Below are 14,184 nucleotides of genomic sequence, written 5' to 3'. Positions count from 1 at the left end.
GTGCGCGCCCCGGTAATTCCTTGGAACCCGTCCGTCCCGGGAATTACCTTCGGTATTGTCGTGCCACCCTCTCCCCCGTCATTGCGGTCGTCCCCGAAGTCGACTTTTCCGGAAGGACGATGGTGACTGATTTCGTCTCTCCCGAGGACGGCGGATTCACTGATTCCGGCCGGACCGAGACCCGCGACGTACGCGACGACATACCGCCGGCGCTGGCCCGCAGATTCGTTCTGGTCAAGGTCATCAAAGCCGCTGAACGCCCCAGCCAGGCCGTCGTGCTGCGCGTCCGGGAGAGCGACGCGGGGGCGAGTGACGCGCCACTGGTGCTGAAGTGGTACCACCGCATGCACGCCCCGGACCCCGAGGTGGGACGGCTGCTCCGTGAGGACCCCGGCCCGCACCTGGAACGGCTCGTCGAGGCGGACCTCGCCGACGGCCACCCCTACCACCTGTTCCGGTCGCACGGGGAGACGGACCTGCGGGCCTACCTCGACGGGGATCCCGGCCCGATGCCGCCCGAGAGGGTCGAGGAGGTGGCCCGGCAACTGCACTCGGCGGTGTCCGCGCTGCACGAGCGGGAGATCGTCCACCGCGACGTCACCCCGGACAACATCATGGTGGAGAGCCGCCGCGGGAACGCGCTGGACCTGGTGCTCGTCGACTTCGGGGTCGCCGCGTACCGGCCCGACGAGGACCCGGGGCCGCGGCGTGCCTGGCGAGGCAAACCGAAGTACCTCGCGCCCGAGGCCGGTTCCCTCCACCAGACCGTCTCCGAGGCGGGCGACTGGTGGGCGGTCGGCATGGTCATCGCCGAACTCGCCCTGGGCAAGCACCCCGTGGACTACTTCAGCGACGAAGCGGTACTCCGGGAGACAGCCACGCACGACCCCGACGTCAGCGACATCCGCGACGAGCGGACCCGCCGGCTGTGTGAAGGGCTGCTGACCCGCGCCCCGGAGGACCGCTGGGGCGCGGAGGAGGTCGCGGCGTGGCTGGACGGCCAGTCACCGCCTGTCACCGACCGCAGCCGCGGGCAGGCGCCGGGCACCCCGCCACCCTCCGACCTGCGCCCCTTCCACTTCCTCGGCGAGCGGCACACCGAACCGGAGCACCTGGCCCGGGCCCTGGACTGCCACCCGCCCGCCACGGCCGCGCTACTGTCCGACGCCGACGACCGCGCCGCCCTGGAGGAGTGGCTCGGCCAGTTCGAGACCGCCGGCGGGCGCAGCCCCGAGGAACTGCGACGGCTCACCGCGCTCCGCGGCGAACTGCGCGGGCCCCCCGGCCCGGAGACCGGCGTCCGGCTGATCACCTGGCTCGGCCCGTACCGCGAGGTGTCCCTGTGGGGCCTGCCGCTGACCGCCGAGGGCATCCGCGCGCTGAGCCGGGCGGCCCGCCGGGACGACTCCGAGGCCCTCGCCCTCATCCGGCACCTGACGACGGCACCTGAGATCCTGGATGTCCTGTCCCGCCGCCCGCGCGGGGAAGGCCTGGACGAGGTACGCGTGCGCTGGGACACGCTGCGGGACCGCTGGCCGCACCTGGTGCGGGAGGTGCGCCGCGCGCCGGACATCGCCGGGCTGGACCGCGTCCGCCGGGCGCTGAGGCGGACCCCCGCCGTGGACGCCCGGCTCCTCGAACTGGCCCGTGAACCCGACCACGCGGCGGCCCGCCTCGCCGCGGAGGCCGCCACGGTGCGCGGCCGGCTCAACGCGCCCGTGCCCTGGTTCGACCGGCTCGTGGAGTCCGGCGAGGACGGCGAGCCGCTGCGGCTGCTGATGGCGCTGCTGCTCGCCGGGCACGCCGTCCGCGAGGCGAACGAGCGGCACTCGCGCCAGGTCGACGAGGAGATCCAGCGGCTGATGGACGAGGACGCGGACGGTGTCGTGGCCGTCATGCGGCGCATGGACCGGCTGCCCACGCTGGCCTGGGCGCTGTTCGGCGCCACCGTGCTGACCGCGCCGTGGTGCTTCGTGATCGGGCTGGCCGACGTACTCGGCCGCGCCTCCCAGGAGGAGGTCGTCACCGCCTGGGTGCGGACGGTCCCGGCGGCGGCCGTGCTCTTCGCGACGGAACTCCTGACCGCCGCCTACATCGGACCGCCCGCCTACCACCCGCACCGGTCGCTGGCCGGTCTGCTGATCCGCACCTCCGACCGGCCCGCGGCCTTCGTGCGCTCGGGTCGCCTCTGGACGGTGCTGCTCGGCGCGGCCGTCCTGGTCGGGGCGGTGCTGCTGGGCTTCTACGCGCTCGCCGTCGCCCCGTGGGTGTGGCCCCTGGCCAGTGTCGTGCTCCTCGCCGGGTGGAGCGTGCGCCGCTGCCACGCGTGGCGCCGGGAACGGCGCGCCCGGCTGTCCCGCCGGGTGGACGTACGGCGCGGCCGGATCGCCGCACGCCGTGCCTGACGGGCCCGTCCGGCGCCGGACATCCGATACGAGTGACCAAGCCACGAGCGGCCAAGGCGCGAGTGACCAAGGCGCGAGTGACCAAGGCGCGAGTGATCGCGGTACGAGTGATCAAGGAACGGGAGGCAGGGGATGAGCGTAGGAGCCGCGTTTCCCACCCTCGACCTGGTGGCACCGGGGGTGGCCTTTCCGACTCAGGCCCCGCCGGTCGACCTGTACGCGGTGCCGGACGCCGGTGCGGCACAGGTGGGCGACGCCGCCGCCCAGGCGTCCACCCAGGTGAGCGACGCCGCCACTCAGGTGTCGGACGCGGTGAGCCACGGGCTTCAGGAGGCGGGCCAGGCCGCGCTGGAGGCCCTCGGCACGCTCAGCGGCGTCCTGCTCGCGGGCCGCGCCGCGATGCTCACCACCCGGGTCCTCGCCTCGGCCGCCGTCCGGGCGGCCGAGGAACAGCGCTGCCTGGAGCGGCAGGAGGCCCTGTCCGCGACCGCCGCCGAACAGTGGGAGGCCGCCGCGTACGCCGTGGCGCGGGCCAACGCCCGCAGGACCGCGCTGCTGGCCCGGCACGCCCGCGCCAAAGACCCGGGCGGAGGCGGCCAGGGGCCCCCGCGCCCCGACCTCCCTCCGCCCCTGGACCCGGTGAGCCGCCCGCTCGGCGCGCTCCGCGCGGACCTGGTCCGCTTCGAGGAGGCCGTGCGCCGGGCCGAGGCGGCGCAGACGGACTGGGAGGTCGGCCGGCTCACGGACGTGATGGACGAGGCGGGCGACGCGGAGGAGGCGGACGAGGCCGACGACACCTGGCGGCGCCTGATCCGGGAGCGCCGGGAGGCCATGGTGAGCCGCCACCTGACCAGCCGCGATCCGGGTGCGGAGCAGGCGGGCCGGGCCCCCGTGGAACCGCCCCGCGCGACGGCGGACGCCGAACGGGACACCGACGCCGTCCGCCGGCTGGGCGCGGACATCCTGGCCGCGCTGGACCCGCAGGCGGCGCCGGAGACCGTGGAGCTGGCCGCCGCGTCGGTGGGGCGGGCCGCCCGGCACGCCGCGGAGAACCCGACGCGGGCCCGCCGCCACCTGGGCGAGGCCCGCAAGTTCGTGCAGGACGCCAACCGCAGGGCGCGGGCCCGCCGGGCCGAGGAGGAGTGGGCCGCCGCCCAGCTGGACTTCCTCACCCGCCGCGCCCCCGAGGGCACGGAGCCGCTGCCCGAGGCACCCGACGCGGAGCGGTCCCTGCGCCGGCTGCTGGAGGACGGGATGCCACTCACCCCCGAGGAGCGACGGCTGGTGGAACTCCGGGTCACGGAGCGGCTGACCCATCTGGAAGCCCTGTACGTACGCGCCCAGTTGACCGAGGTCATGACCGAACTGGCGGCCCGCTACGGCGGACCGGCCGACGCGACGTGTCCCGAGGGGCAGGAGCTGCGCCTGGACTGGACACCGGAGGGCTGGGGTCCCGACCACTGGCTGCGGGCGACCCTGGTCCGCGGCACGCTGCGCATCGCCACCATGTACCGCGGCGGCCCGGGCGAGCGTCGGCCCGAGGACCGCGCGGTGGACGACGAACGCTGCGCGGAGGCCCGCCGCCGGATCGACGAGTTCGCCGTCGTGGCCCGCGAGCTGGGCCTGGACATGGACGTGCGGATCGAGCAGACCGAGGGCGCGCGGCCGGGCCTGCCCGGCGAGGACGGCACCGTCGTACTGGACGGCGCGCTCGGGACGGGCACCCGGCGCCGCGCACCGGACCACGAGGCCACGGCCGCCCGCAAACACCGCACCGTGGGTGACCGGACCCGCTGAGGCGGCCGGGCCACCCGCAACGGGAAGGACACATGGACCTGCAGAAGGAAGCCCGGTTCCCGCTCTTCGCTGAGGAGCTGGCGGGCACTCTGAGCGTGCACGCGCAGTACGTCCTGTACGGCAACTTCCGCGACCTGCACCTGGTGCGGATCCGCGACCGCGACCACCCGCTGCCCCTGCTGGGGGTGCTGTGGAACCGGCTGCGCCCGTTGGGCTACCAGGCGCTGCTGCTGTGCGACCAGGTCTCGGGCGTCCAGGTGATGCAGGCGGACGAGAGCGTCCGGGAGGCGGTGCTGACGCTCCTGGAGCCGCTGGACTTCCCCGGCACCAGCCCGGCACAGACCCAGCGCACGGTGGCGCAGCTGAGGGCGATCAGCGAGGGCTGGGGGCCGGAACGGGCCAAGGTTCGCGGCGACCGCGTACTGCCGCCCCTGCGCGTGGCCCTGGTGATCGACCACGCCTCACGACTGGTGAGCGATGTGAACCGGCTGACCCCCGAGGAGCGCGACTTCTTCCTCGCCTGCCTCCAGCTCGCGGGCGAGGCCAAGCCCGTGGAAGGCCCGCCCGGAGCCACCGGTGACGCGGCCGGAGCGCTGTTCAACCCGCTGATCTGGCTGGCCGACGGCGAACGGGACCTGCCGAACTGGCTGCTCGCGGGCAGCGAGCGGATCCGTACCGTGGCGGTGCCCGAGCCGGACGCGGACGAGCGGCGCCGCATGGCACGGCAGCTCCGACGGGAGTACCTGCGCACCGCCCCGTCCTGGCAGCCGGCCGGGGAGCGGCCCCCCGGGGACCGGACGACCGGGGAGGCGGCGGAGGAAGCCGTAGGGGCGTTCGCGCGGGCCGCCTCCGGCATGAACCTCACCGCCATGCAGGAGAGCCTGCGCCTCGCCCTCGCCCGCGACCTCCCCTTCGACCGGATGCCGGACGCGGTCCGGATCTACCGGCTCGGCGTGGAGCGCAACCCCTGGAGCCGCGACGAGATCCGCCTGCGCATCCTCAAGGGCGAGGACCCCTCGGACGAACGGGCCATCCCGCGACGGGTCCTGGGCCAGGAGGCCGCCGTGGCGATGACACTCGACATCCTGAAGCGGGCCGCTCTGGGACTCTCCGGCGCACAGGCCACCAGCCCCGGGCACCGGCCGCGCGGCGTGCTCTTCTTCGCCGGACCCACCGGCACCGGCAAGACGGAGCTGGCGAAGGCGGTCGCCTCGGTGCTGTTCGACAGCGACCAGGCGTACCTCCGTTTCGACATGAGCGAGTTCTCCGCGGCGCACTCCGCCGACCGCCTGGTCGGGGCGCCGCCCGGCTACGTCGGATTCGAGGCGGGCGGTGAACTCACCACCGCCGTACGGGAGAACCCGTTCCGGGTGATCCTCTTCGACGAGATCGAGAAGGCCGACAAGGGCGTCCTCGACAAGTTCCTCCAGGTCCTGGAGGACGGCCGGCTCACCGACGGGCAGGGCGTCACCACGTATTTCAGCGAGTGCGTGCTGATCTTCACCTCCAACCTGGGCGTGCAGCGCACCGACCCGCAGACCCAGGAGTGGCAGCCGCTGGTGGAGCCGGGCACGCCGTACCCGGAGCTGGAGACCATGGTCCGCAAGAACATCAAGGAACACTTCGAACGGGTCATCGGACGACCGGAGTTGATGAACCGGCTGGGTGGCAACGTCGTGGTGTTCGACTTCATCTCCGCTCAGGTGGCCGAGCAGATCTTCGATCTCCAGGTCGGCAACGTCCGGCGGCAGCTGGCCGCCGGGCACGGCATCGTGCTGGAACTGACCGAAGAGGCGCGCGAGGTGCTGCTGGACCACTGCACCCAGGACCCGTGGAAGGGCGGGCGGGGCATCGGGATGGTCCTGGAGACCCATCTGATCAACCCGCTGGCCCGCGCCCTGTTCGCCAAGCCCCATCTGCGCCCGGGTGCGATGGCGCTCGTCTCGGACGTCAGACAGGACGAGACCGGCAGGGTGGAGATCGAGGTCGACTTCAAGAACGGCACGGAGAACGGCGCGGAGGGCGGGGCGCGATGACGGTGCCGGACCAGGGGATCGACGACGACGCGAGAGGGCCCGAGGACGACGGCCTGGAACTGGTCCCGTCGACCGGTCAGCCGCCGCGGAGGAAAGACAACGCGGCGCCCTCCACCACCGCGCCACCCCTCGCCCCGTGCCCGCACTGCGGCGCCCGGCTCCCGGCGGGCACCGCCTCCTGCCCGGCGTGCCTGTCGCCACTGGCCGGCGGCCCGGCGTCGACGCGCCCCGCTCGGGCGCCGTCCCGGAGCACGGCACTGCGTCTGGTGTTCCGCGGCGCCGGGAGCCGTCTCGAGGTGCCGCCCGGCGGGGAACTGCCCCTCGGGCGGGACCCCGACTGGGCCCCGGAGGCGGCCGGGCTCCTCGCCGAGGAATCGACGGTGTCGGCCCAGCACGCCCGCGTCACCCACGGCGAGGACGGCACGGCCTCGCTCACGGAGGTGCCGCAGGGCGCCACCAACGGGGTGCGGATCAACGACCGGGTCCTGGTACCCGGCCGCACGGAGCCCCTGGTGGACGGCGACCGGGTGTGGCTCGGTCCGCTGGTCAGCTTCACGGTGCGCGTCCCGGGACGACCGTTGTGCTGACCCCCGTCGGCTCGCCCGTCGGGGGTGACCTTCGGCCCCCGTCGGCTCACACCTCGACGGTCGCGTCCTCCGGCAGGCTGTCCATGAAGGAGCTGACCGAGAAGACCGCGCGGCCGGCGCCGGGCAGACCGTAGCCGGGGGGCGAGGCCAGGCCGAACTCGTCCATCGTGGCGCGGTAGGCCTCCAGCAGCCGGATGTGGTACTCCAGCGGCGCGCCCTGCGGGTTGGCCTTGCCGAGCGGGGTGGTGGGCTCGGGGCACCAGGTGGTGAAGCGGGGCGTGATGCCGTGCGACATGAAGAAGCGCAGGCCCTCGGTGGTGGAGGCGATGGCCTCGTCGACCGTCTTGAAGCCGAAGGGCTCGGCCATCTCGACGCCCGCGACGAAGTTCGGGATGACGTTGCGCGCGCCGAAGACCTCGGTGGAGTCCAGGATGCGCTTGTGCCACTCGTCGCGGCCGACGTAGCGCTCCTTGCCGGGGCAGTACATCTTGAAGAGGTACTCGTCCCACACCTCGTAGTTGGGGTGGTAGATCTGGACACCGTAGTCCTTGAAGCGCTGGACGTCGTCCTTCGGCAGGGCCTGGGCGACGACCTTGCCGATCCAGCGGCCGGGGAAGTGCTCCTCGATGGCCTTGGCGTAACGCCCGTAGAAGTCCGCCTCGTCCAGGCCCTGGACCTTCGACGTGATCGCGCCGCCGGTGAGGGTGTACGCGGTGGACGTCTTGGCCGTGTCGTACGTGTTGATGATGTCCAGCGCTTCGAGGACCTCGTCGACGTCCTTCACGCCCGTGTACGGGCGGCCAGCCGCCTTGTGCTGGCGCCAGTTGTGGTTGATGTCGCAGTACTGGCACTCCTCCTTGGCGCCGAAGTACTGGCAGACCCGGAAGGCGGTCAGATAGATCAGGTAGCCCCACTGGATGGTCGGGGCCACCTCCATGACCGACTTCCCGTTGGCGAGCTTGTGCCGGTAGTACTCCGGCATGGGCGGCACGCCGACGTCCGAGATGCGCTTGCCGTCGAGGTAGAGGCCGAGCTGGCCGTGCTCGTCGGCGGCGACCCGGTAGGGGGACGCCGGGTTCACGCGGACCGAGACGACGGTGCGGCGCAGGTCGTAGGGGCCGCCGGTGAGGATGATCTCCTCGGGCGGGCGGCGCAGCGCGGCCTCGCCCAGCTCCGGCAGGGTGCCGTGGTCGAAGGAGAAGATGAAGTACGACTTCGGCTTGACCTCGCCGTCCTCGTTGTCACTCAGCGCGGAGGGGTCGAAGGCCACCCCGCCGCGGAGCAGGTCCTCCTTGAAGACGGCTTCCCGCGGCACATGCGGAAAGCGCTCCATCAGATCCTCGACCAGCGCGGTGCGGTTGCCCATCCGTGTCTCCTCCCGGCTCAGGCGTTCGACTTCTCACGGTATGCCCCCGCCGGTGCGGCTTCCCGCCCGGGGCCCCTTCCAGGCGCGCCGGGTAGGTTCTCGCGGTATGAGCGACATCACCGTGACCAATTGGGCCGGCAACATCACCTACACGGCCAAGGAGCTGCTCCGGCCGCACTCACTGGACGCGCTGCGGGCCCTGGTGGCGGACAGCGCGAGGGTGCGGGTGCTGGGCAGCGGGCACTCCTTCAACGAGATCGCCGAGCCCGGTGCCGAGGGCGCCCTGCTGTCGCTGGCCGCGCTGCCGGCCGAGGTGGACGTCGACACGGCGGCCCGTACGGTGCGGGTGGGCGGCGGCGTCCGGTACGCGGAGCTGGCCCGGCTGGTGCACGGTCGGGGGCTGGCGCTGCCGAACATGGCGTCGCTGCCGCACATCTCGGTCGCCGGGTCGGTGGCGACCGGCACGCACGGTTCCGGGGTCGGCAACGGCTCGCTGGCGTCGGTGGTGCGCGAGGTCGAGCTGGTCACGGCGGACGGCTCGACGGTGACCGTCGCGCGCGGCGACGAGCGGTTCGGCGGCGCGGTGACCTCCCTCGGCGCGCTGGGCGTGGTGACCTCGCTCACTCTCGACCTGGAGCCGGCCTACGAGGTCGAGCAGCACGTCTTCACCGAGCTGCCGCTCGCCGGACTGGACACGGCGTCCTTCGACACGGTGATGGCGGCGGCGTACAGCGTGAGCCTCTTCACGGACTGGCGGGCTCCCGGCTTCCGGCAGGTGTGGCTGAAGCGGCGCACCGACCAGCCGCTGCCCGACTTCCCGTACGCCGCGCCGGCCACCGAGAAGATGCACCCGGTGCCGGGCATGCCCGCGGTGAACTGCACCGAGCAGTTCGGGGTGCCGGGTCCCTGGCACGAGCGGCTGCCGCACTTCCGTGCCGAGTTCACGCCCAGCAGCGGTGCCGAGCTCCAGTCGGAGTACCTGATGCCGCGCGAGCACGCCCTGGACGCGCTGCGCGCGATGGACGCGATACGGGAGACCGTCGCACCGGTGCTCCAGACGTGCGAGGTGCGCACGGTCGCCGCCGACGAGCAGTGGCTGAGCCCGGCCTACGGGCGGGACACGGTGGCGGCGCACTTCACGTGGGTCGAGGACACGGCGGCGGTGCTGCCGGTGGTGCGGCGGCTGGAGGAGGCGCTGGCGCCCTTCGCGGCCCGCCCGCACTGGGGCAAGGTGTTCACGACCCCGGCGGACGGGCTGCGCGCGCTCTACCCGCGGCTGGACGACTTCCGGGCGCTGACCGGGACGCTGGACCCGGCGGGGAAGTTCACCAACGCGTTCGTGCGCGGGGTGCTGGGCGGCTGACCTGCTCCGGTCACCTCGGCTCCCCGCGCGGCACTTTCGCCCTGCTCCGCCGCCACCGGTGGCAAGGTGTGAGGGCCGCATCCGTCGACGGAAGGAAACACACGGCATGGCCGTCATCCACCACACCACGCTCAAGCCGACCAAGCTCGAGCTGCTCGCCTCCTGGCTGCCTTCCCGGCCGTGGTACCGGGGCACGGGCGAGCCGGAACTGGTCAACGCGGGCGGCTTCCGGCTGGACGACCCGCAAGGTGAGGTCGGTATCGAGTTCATGGTGGTCACCGACACCTCCGGCACCCACCCGTCCGCCTACCTGGTGCCGCTCGCCTATCGCGGCGCCCCGCTCGACGGGGCGGAAGACGCCCTCGTCGGCACCATGGAGCACGGGGTACTGGGGCGGCGCTGGGTGTACGACGGCTGTCACGACCCGGTGCTGGTGGACCAGCTGGTGGCCCTGGTCGAGGGCCGGGCCGAGGCCCAGGACCAGAACACCAGCGACGTCCCCGACCGGGAGGTCACCCGCTCCCGCGTCGGTGACGGTCCCGCCCTCGCGGCCGCCACCACGAGCGCCACGGACCACCGGACGGGCACCGAGCTGCGCGCACAGGACGGCACGGCCCTCCTTTTGCACCGGGCCCTGAGCCCCGCTGTGGGCGAAACACCCGTGCGGCCACCGGAGGCCACCGGCCACGTCGCTGGTTCCTGGCGTCTGCCGGACGGCACCCGCGCACGCGGGCTGTTCGCCGTACTGCGCCCCGGCCCCGGTTCCGACTAGGTCCCGGCCGGCCCGGCCGCCGTCGCGTGCGGACCGGTCAGTGGTCCGCGCAGCACGGCGTCGGGTCGGGGTCCTCGAACGGCACCAGATCGCCGCCCGCGGCGGGCATGGCGGCCAGCACCAGCCGGCCGTCCTGCCACTGCGGGCGGACGTGTTCCCGGGTCACCATCCGTATGTCCGGCGGCGGTTCCTCCGGCGTGCCCAGTACGGTCACCCGCTCGATCGCGGAGCGCGCCAGCAGGTCGGCCAGCGTGAGCGTGCCGGTGAGGGCGTCCGCGCCCGGGTAGAGGACGGCTCGGCCGACCTCGTCCGGAGTGCCGTCGCGGACCTCGTACCCCTGGGCGGTGAGCCGGTCCCGGGCGGTGCGCAGGACCGGCTCCGCCCCGGCGGCGTGGGCCGCGAGGGACAGGGCGACGCGCGGGCGGCCGTCCCGCACCAGGTGTGTGCAGCCGAAGACGTCCTCGGGGAGGTCGAGTTCGGCCGCGAGCGCCTGGAGCAGGTGGTCGGCCTCGCGCAGTGTCGTCGCGTCGGTGTCGATGCCGATGGCGTACGGCGCGGAGGGCGGCGTCACGACGGCAGGATCCATACCGGGTTGGAGTAGAACCACAGGTCGCGCCACGGGTCGGCGTCGCCGACGACGTCGATGGCGGGGCCGGCCGGGTCGACCTTGGCGCCCAGCGCGCCGACGGCGGAGCGGTTGCCGTCGGTGCCGCGGGTGCGGAGGTAGACGGGGCGGTCGACGCGGCCGAGGTCGTAGGTGAGCCGGACGGTGCCGGTGTCCTTGTTCACCTCGTACGACTTGACCACCCGGGCCGTCGGCGCGGTGAAGGTGTCCTTGTCGGCGACCTCGCCGGTCACCTCGCCCTGGATGACGTCGACGCGGGCCAGCTTCGGGGTGAATCCGGCCCAGTTGGGGCCGCCGGCCAGCGCCACGTCCATCGACAGGGTGACCCGCGTGCCCTTGCGGACGTGCAGGGCGCCGCCGAGCGTCGCCCAGCGGCCGCCGCCGGACACGCGCACGTCGAGGCCGCTGATGAGCTGGCCGTGGTCGACCCAGATGCGGCCGGCGCGGATGCCGTCCATGACGGCGGCGTAGTTGAAGCCGTCGGAGCCGACGTGGGTGCGGCTGTACTGGCCGGGCCAGAAGTCGCCCTGGGTGACGTCGATCTTCCCGGCGTAGACGGGGTCGTCGTAGCGGCCGTTGGCCGCGAAGTCGCCGCCGCCCCGGGCGCCGGTGTCGGCGTACACCTGGTGGGAGTCGGAGTTGGCGGTGATCCACCAGGGGCGGCCCTCGGCGATGAGGCTGTCCCACAGGCCGCCGACGGTGGCGGTCATCCAGTCGAAGCCGCCCCAGGTGCGGTAGCTCTCCAGCGGGTAGCCGGGGAAGGAGTTGGCGCCGGGGCTGCCGTCGTAGATGCCTCGTGCGCGGCCCATGCCGAGCGGCTTGGGCAGGCCAGCTGCCTGGTGGCCGGGCGCGCCCTCGAAGCCGACGGCGATCTGGTGGCCCCGGGAGGTGGCGTCGCGCCAGGCGCGGATCTCGTGCGGGGAGTCGATGCCCTTGCGCGCCGGGTGGTTGGCGAGCATCAGGGCGTCCTTGACCTTGCGCCGCCTGACCTGGTCGGCGAGGAAGGAGAGGCCGGCCACGGCGAGGGCCTCGTTGGCGGGTGTGGAGTCGCCCGCACCCTTCACGCTGCCGTCGTAGTCCGTCTCGAACTGCTTGAGGACGGAGACCTCGTTGCGGCCGGGGTGGACGAAGACGGTGCCGTGCTCGGCGGCCGGGATGTTCCACTCCAGGCCCTGGAAGACGAGGGTGTCCTCGTGGGCGTCCCGGGCCTCGCGGATGTCCGGGTTGACCTTCTCCACGCCGATCTTGGCGTGGGTGACGCTGCCGTGGTCGGTGATGACCATCCAGTCCATGCCGTGCCGGGCGCCCTGGCGGACCTGGTCGACGACGCGGTACTTGCCGTCGCTGCTGTACTGGGTGTGGATGTGGTGGTCGCCGGCGAGCCAGAGGAAGCCCTTCTTGCGGCGGCCGTTGCCCGCGGCCTGGGCGGGGGCGGCGGTCGCGGTCTGGGCGAGGACGGTGCCGGCGGCGAGTCCGGCGCCGAGCAGGCCCGCGCGGCGCAGCAGGCCGCGGCGCGACTGCTGTTCGGGGCTCAGGGCCTCGTCGGGGACGCTGGTGTCGAAGGCGGCGGGCAGGGGCTGCGCGGCCTCGTGGTCGTGCGTGTGTGCGTGTCCGTGGTGGTGATGGCCGTGCGTGTGCCCGTGCCCGTGACCGTGCCCCATGAAGTCCTCCTGGATACCGCCGCCGTGCGCGGCTCCGAGGAGAATCGAGGAAGAAGATGAACGTTGAACGACCCGTAGGTGATCTCAGCCCGCCGCCCCGCCTGCCCTGGCGTGAAACCTGGGCGGAGGCCCCGCCAGGCCCCGTGTCCCCGGCAGGTCCCGGACGATGTCCCCTGGTCAGCTCAGTGCCCGCACCTCCTCGTACGTGGGCGTCGCGCCGCCCGGGACCCGCCCAGCGCCGATGTCGGCCGCCGCCTCCAGGGCGGCGCCCAGCGCCCTCCGGTACAGCAGCGAGCCGAGACTGACGCGGCGTACGCCGAGGTCGGCGAGGTGCGGGAGATCGGGACCGGTGGGCGAGTAGAGGACGTTGAGCGGGACGTCGAAGTGAGCGGCGAGGGCCGCGATCCGGCCGGGGTCGGTGAGGCCGGGTACGAAGACGCCGTCGGCGCCCGCCTCGCGGTAGGCGTCCAGGCGCCGCATCGTCTCCGTGAAGCGGCCCGCCCCCGCGCCGCCACCGTCGCCGTCGCCGTCGCCGTCGCCGTCGCCGTCGCCGAGCCAGTACGTGTCCGTACGGGCGTTGACGAACAGGCCGGGGGCCGCCGTCCTGACCGCGGCGATCTTCGCGGCGTGCCGGTCGGCGGGTCCCAGGGCGTCCTCCAGGTTGATGCCGACGGCCCCGACCGCCGCCAGCTGCCGCGCCAGCTCCCCCACCTCGTCCGGGTCGTCGCTGAAGCCGTCCTCCGCGTCGACGGAGAGCAGGAACGGCGCCGATCCCAGGGTGAGGGCCAGCCGCAGCGTCTCGTCACGGGTCGCCGACGCACCGTCGGGCAGCCCGCCCGCCGCCGCGACGCCCAGGCTGGTCGTACCGATCGCCCAAAAGCCCTGCGCGGCGAGGGCGAGCGCGGACGCGTGGTCCCAGGCGCACGGCAGCAGCAGGGGCTCCCCGGCGCGGTGGAGGCCGGCGAAGGCGGCGGTCACGACAGGTCTCCCACCGCGTCGGCGTAGTACACGGATTCCGTGAGGTGTACGGCGAGTTCGCGGAAGCTCCAGCCCTCGCCGGGCGAGTGGTCGAGCTGCTCGTCGGTGAGGGTGTCGAGGCGGTTGGCCCAGACGCGGGCGAGCCGGACGAGGCGGCTGCGGGCCTCGTCGAGGTCCTCCTGTGTGAAGGGGGCCCGGTCCGCCTCCGTGGTGACCATGGAGGCGTGCCAGTGGTCGGGCTGCGTCGCCTCACCGGCCAACCGCGCCTCCAGCTCCGCGAGATGGTCGACCATGTGGTCGGCGACCCGCCGGATCGCCTTGTGCGGGGTGTAGACGCGGCCGTCGACGTGCGCGGGCCGCCCGTCCCACCGGGTCCAGGTGGCGGCCAGGGCGAGGACGTGGCCGACCATGCCGGTGACGGCGTCGGCGGGGGCGGTGGCCGTGGCGGAGGTGGCGGTGGCCGTGGCGGAGGTGGCGGTGGCCGTGGCAGGGGCGGCGGTGTTCGTTGCGCTCATGTCCCGCACGCTATGGGCCCGTTGCTTCGGTGCCGGCCGAAGTGTTCCCGCCTTCCGGGCGGGTACCTGGACGGTCACT

At 73.6% G+C, this 14,184-nt stretch carries 11 protein-coding genes; 6 read left to right on the top strand and 5 right to left on the bottom strand.

Features of this window, described 5'->3' with window-relative positions; translation table 11 throughout:
* Positions 1-119: 119 nt before the first annotated feature.
* From QC283_RS28490 to QC283_RS28475, 4 genes are all read left to right on the top strand, one after another.
* Positions 120-2,405 carry a serine/threonine protein kinase gene (locus tag QC283_RS28490; protein WP_279564574.1) on the top strand — a complete coding sequence of 762 codons (2,286 nt, stop codon included), beginning with the start codon at positions 120-122 and terminating at the stop codon, positions 2,403-2,405.
* A gap of 132 nt (positions 2,406-2,537) precedes the next feature.
* Positions 2,538-4,202 (top strand): hypothetical protein, encoded by a 1,665-nt coding sequence (locus QC283_RS28485; RefSeq protein ID WP_279564573.1) that lies wholly within the window; start codon positions 2,538-2,540, stop codon positions 4,200-4,202.
* Between the two features lie 32 nt (positions 4,203-4,234).
* The gene (locus QC283_RS28480) at positions 4,235-6,238 is read left to right on the top strand and encodes an AAA family ATPase (RefSeq protein WP_279564572.1); all 2,004 of its coding nucleotides are present in this window, start codon (positions 4,235-4,237) and stop codon (positions 6,236-6,238) included.
* Positions 6,235-6,825 carry an FHA domain-containing protein gene (locus QC283_RS28475; RefSeq protein ID WP_279564571.1) on the top strand — a complete coding sequence of 197 codons (591 nt, stop codon included), beginning with the start codon at positions 6,235-6,237 and terminating at the stop codon, positions 6,823-6,825. The genes QC283_RS28480 and QC283_RS28475 overlap by 4 nt, the downstream gene beginning before the upstream one ends.
* A gap of 46 nt (positions 6,826-6,871) precedes the next feature.
* Here the strand turns inward: QC283_RS28475 and QC283_RS28470 are convergent, their stop codons facing one another.
* Positions 6,872-8,191 (bottom strand): radical SAM protein, encoded by a 1,320-nt coding sequence (locus QC283_RS28470; protein ID WP_279564570.1) that lies wholly within the window; start codon positions 8,189-8,191, stop codon positions 6,872-6,874.
* A 106-nt stretch (positions 8,192-8,297) separates the two neighbouring features.
* On the opposite strand from QC283_RS28470, the gene QC283_RS28465 reads away from it, so the two are divergent.
* Both QC283_RS28465 and QC283_RS28460 read left to right on the top strand, forming a co-directional pair.
* On the top strand, positions 8,298-9,554 hold the full coding sequence (locus QC283_RS28465; RefSeq protein ID WP_279564569.1) for a D-arabinono-1,4-lactone oxidase: 1,257 nt from the start codon (positions 8,298-8,300) through the stop codon (positions 9,552-9,554).
* A gap of 106 nt (positions 9,555-9,660) precedes the next feature.
* Positions 9,661-10,326, top strand: a complete 666-nt coding sequence (locus tag QC283_RS28460) for a maltokinase N-terminal cap-like domain-containing protein (RefSeq protein ID WP_279564568.1) — start codon at positions 9,661-9,663, stop codon at positions 10,324-10,326.
* 37 nt (positions 10,327-10,363) lie between these two features.
* Here QC283_RS28460 and QC283_RS28455 read toward each other — a convergent pair whose 3' ends face one another.
* The 4 genes from QC283_RS28455 to QC283_RS28440 form a co-directional block, all read right to left on the bottom strand.
* Positions 10,364-10,897 carry a hypothetical protein gene (locus tag QC283_RS28455; protein ID WP_279564567.1) on the bottom strand — a complete coding sequence of 178 codons (534 nt, stop codon included), beginning with the start codon at positions 10,895-10,897 and terminating at the stop codon, positions 10,364-10,366.
* The gene (locus QC283_RS28450) at positions 10,894-12,612 is read right to left on the bottom strand and encodes a PHP domain-containing protein (RefSeq protein ID WP_279564566.1); all 1,719 of its coding nucleotides are present in this window, start codon (positions 12,610-12,612) and stop codon (positions 10,894-10,896) included. The genes QC283_RS28455 and QC283_RS28450 overlap by 4 nt, the downstream gene beginning before the upstream one ends.
* A gap of 177 nt (positions 12,613-12,789) precedes the next feature.
* Complete coding sequence (locus QC283_RS28445) at positions 12,790-13,590, bottom strand: isocitrate lyase/PEP mutase family protein (RefSeq protein ID WP_279564565.1); 801 nt, start codon at positions 13,588-13,590, stop codon at positions 12,790-12,792.
* Positions 13,587-14,000 (bottom strand): hypothetical protein, encoded by a 414-nt coding sequence (locus QC283_RS28440; RefSeq protein WP_279564632.1) that lies wholly within the window; start codon positions 13,998-14,000, stop codon positions 13,587-13,589. The genes QC283_RS28445 and QC283_RS28440 overlap by 4 nt, the downstream gene beginning before the upstream one ends.
* Positions 14,001-14,184: the final 184 nt, after the last annotated feature.

Source organism: Streptomyces sp. DH41 (assembly GCF_029813785.1).
In the GTDB taxonomy this organism is placed as follows: domain Bacteria; phylum Actinomycetota; class Actinomycetes; order Streptomycetales; family Streptomycetaceae; genus Streptomyces.
Note: the sequence above shows the minus strand (reverse complement) of the source record. Positions and strands in the feature narration are given on the sequence as shown.